3 protein-coding genes are annotated in these 2,002 nt (G+C 69.5%); all 3 read right to left on the bottom strand.

The window, feature by feature from the left end; all coding sequences use genetic code 11:
* The coding region (locus GXY85_09055; protein NLW50969.1) for a hypothetical protein at positions 1-327 on the bottom strand (327 nt) is incomplete at its 3' end.
* 160 nt (positions 328-487) lie between these two features.
* Positions 488-1,489 (bottom strand): hypothetical protein, encoded by a 1,002-nt coding sequence (locus GXY85_09050; protein NLW50968.1) that lies wholly within the window; start codon positions 1,487-1,489, stop codon positions 488-490.
* Positions 1,490-1,596: 107 nt separating this feature from the next.
* Positions 1,597-2,002: hypothetical protein (locus GXY85_09045; GenBank protein ID NLW50967.1), on the bottom strand; the 406-nt coding region annotated here is incomplete at its 5' end.

Below are 2,002 nucleotides of genomic sequence, written 5' to 3'. Positions count from 1 at the left end.
GTCCGTCACGAGCGGAAGCTCGCGCGGATCGCGGTTGTGCACGTCCGCCGGCGAAACGCCGACCAGCGGCGAGTCGGTCCCGACCGCCTCGAAGCAGGAGGCGATGTGCTCGCCGGGCGTCGTCGTCGCCTGCGCCGGCAGGAAGGCACTTGCCTCCTCGCCCGTCAGGCCGAGGGCCACGACCTGCCCGCCGTCTCGCACCCAGTCACGGACGGCCGAGGCGTTGGCGGCAAGCTGCTCGCCCGCGCCCGGGCCGACAACGAGAACCTGTCCCTCGCGGTACTCCATCAGCGTGGCGTACTGCAGGGAGTAGCCGCTCGTCGTCACGGGATCTCAGTGCGCCCGTCCGCGTGCGGCTTCGGCCGGCGCCGTTCACGATCCACCCGCCCATTGTAGCCGTTCGCGGGTTCCCGTCAATCGGGGATCGTCGTTGCGCTGCTCGTGACCCGCGCAGGTGGGAGGGGGCGTTGCGGCCGGCTGTTCGGCTCTACGGCGCGGGGTCCTTCTGCGGGCCGATGTAGGACGTGGCGATGACGATGTCGTCGTACCAGAGGGTCTGGTTGGGGCGCACGCGGCTGGAGTAGGTGCTCAGGTGCACGTTGTTGATCTTCAGCGCGTCCGTGCTGCGCAGCCGCAGGTTGGGGAAGTCGCCCCGCAGGACGCCGTCCACCCAGAACGCCACGCGTCCGTCGCGCCGGCCCGGCGTGTTCGCCCTCGCCATGAGCTCGTAGCAGTGCCAGCGGCCGAGTTCGGCGACGAAGTCGGGGCGGGGGACGAAGGTCGGCCCGAACAGCGCGGCGTCCTCGCGGGGGCGGGCCTCCCCGGACGGGAAGAACAGGTCGCCGTAGACGCCGATCTGGTCCATATGATAGCAGTAGATGTTCGAACGACCGGGCGGGCGCTCTCCCGTTCGTCGGCGGGGCTGCGCGGCGTCCAGGCTCACCACGAAGTGGTTCTGCCCGTTGGGACGCACGCCGGTGGCGCTCCGCTCGGTGCCGGACGCCATGATGACGCCCGGGGCCCCGGCCCACATGCTCATCCCGATGTGGTGGCAGCCGGGGAACTCCGGGTGGAGTCTCATGTAGTAACGCACGAACAGGGTGTCGAACCCTTCTTCAAACACCTTGCCCGCGCCGTGGCTCATGGGGGCTTCCTCGTGGCGGACTTCGGCGGCCTGCGTGCCGCTGTGGACGTTCGCCGGCTCGCGCGTGATGCGCACCGTGTGCCAGGCCGTGTCCCACCGCATGCCCTTCTGGCCGGGGTCGGCGGTTGCGATGACGTCGTCCTCGAAGCCCTCGAACCCGTCGGCGAACACGACGGCCGGGTTCTCCTCGATGCCTACGTCCCTCAGGTACGGCGCGGCGATTCCGTCCCCTTCAGGCAACTGCTCCGGCATGGTTTCGGCTCCCGACCTCTGGGTGGAGACCATCAGAAGAGACGAGGCGATCAGGAGGACGGAGACGAGTTGAACGTGTCCGCATGCCGGCATCTGTTCCGTTCCGAGTCACCGGGGTGGAGCGATGTGGCCTCCCGGACGGTATGTGGAGCAGCGGAGGACCGCTGAGATCCTCCGCTGCTCCACGGTTCGGCGGCCGCCTACCAGCGGAAGAAGCGGTAGGGGTCGTCCCATTCCTCCGGAACGTCCAGGTAGAGGCCGTCCAGCCAGCGCTGTTCGCCCTCGCCGACCGGCTGCGAGACGTGCTCCAGCACCGGCGTCCGACCGGCCGCGCCCATGTTGGCCAGCAGGCGGGCGGTCGTGAAGGAGAACTTGCGGAACGTGCGTTTGATGTTCATCTTCTCGCCCGAGTAGTCGAGCTGCCAGGGCGGAAGCTGGCAGAGGACGACGTTCCCGCCCACGTGGCCCAGAACGCCGTTGCCGACCGGCGTCGCCCCGTCCGTCACGAGCGGAAGCTCGCGCGGATCGCGGTTGTGCACGTCCGCCGGCGAAACGCCGACCAGCGGCGAGTCGGTCCCGACCGCCTCGAAGCAGGAGGCGATGTGC

The sequence above is a fragment of the Candidatus Brocadiaceae bacterium genome (assembly GCA_012728835.1).
Lineage (GTDB): Bacteria > Planctomycetota > Brocadiia > SM23-32 > SM23-32 > JAAYEJ01.
Note: the sequence above shows the minus strand (reverse complement) of the source record. Positions and strands in the feature narration are given on the sequence as shown.

Coding starts and splice junctions, on each gene's coding strand:
- GXY85_09050 (NLW50968.1), bottom strand. CDS start 1,489: ATGCCGGCATGCGGACACGTTCAACTCGTCTCCGTCCTCCTGATCGCC.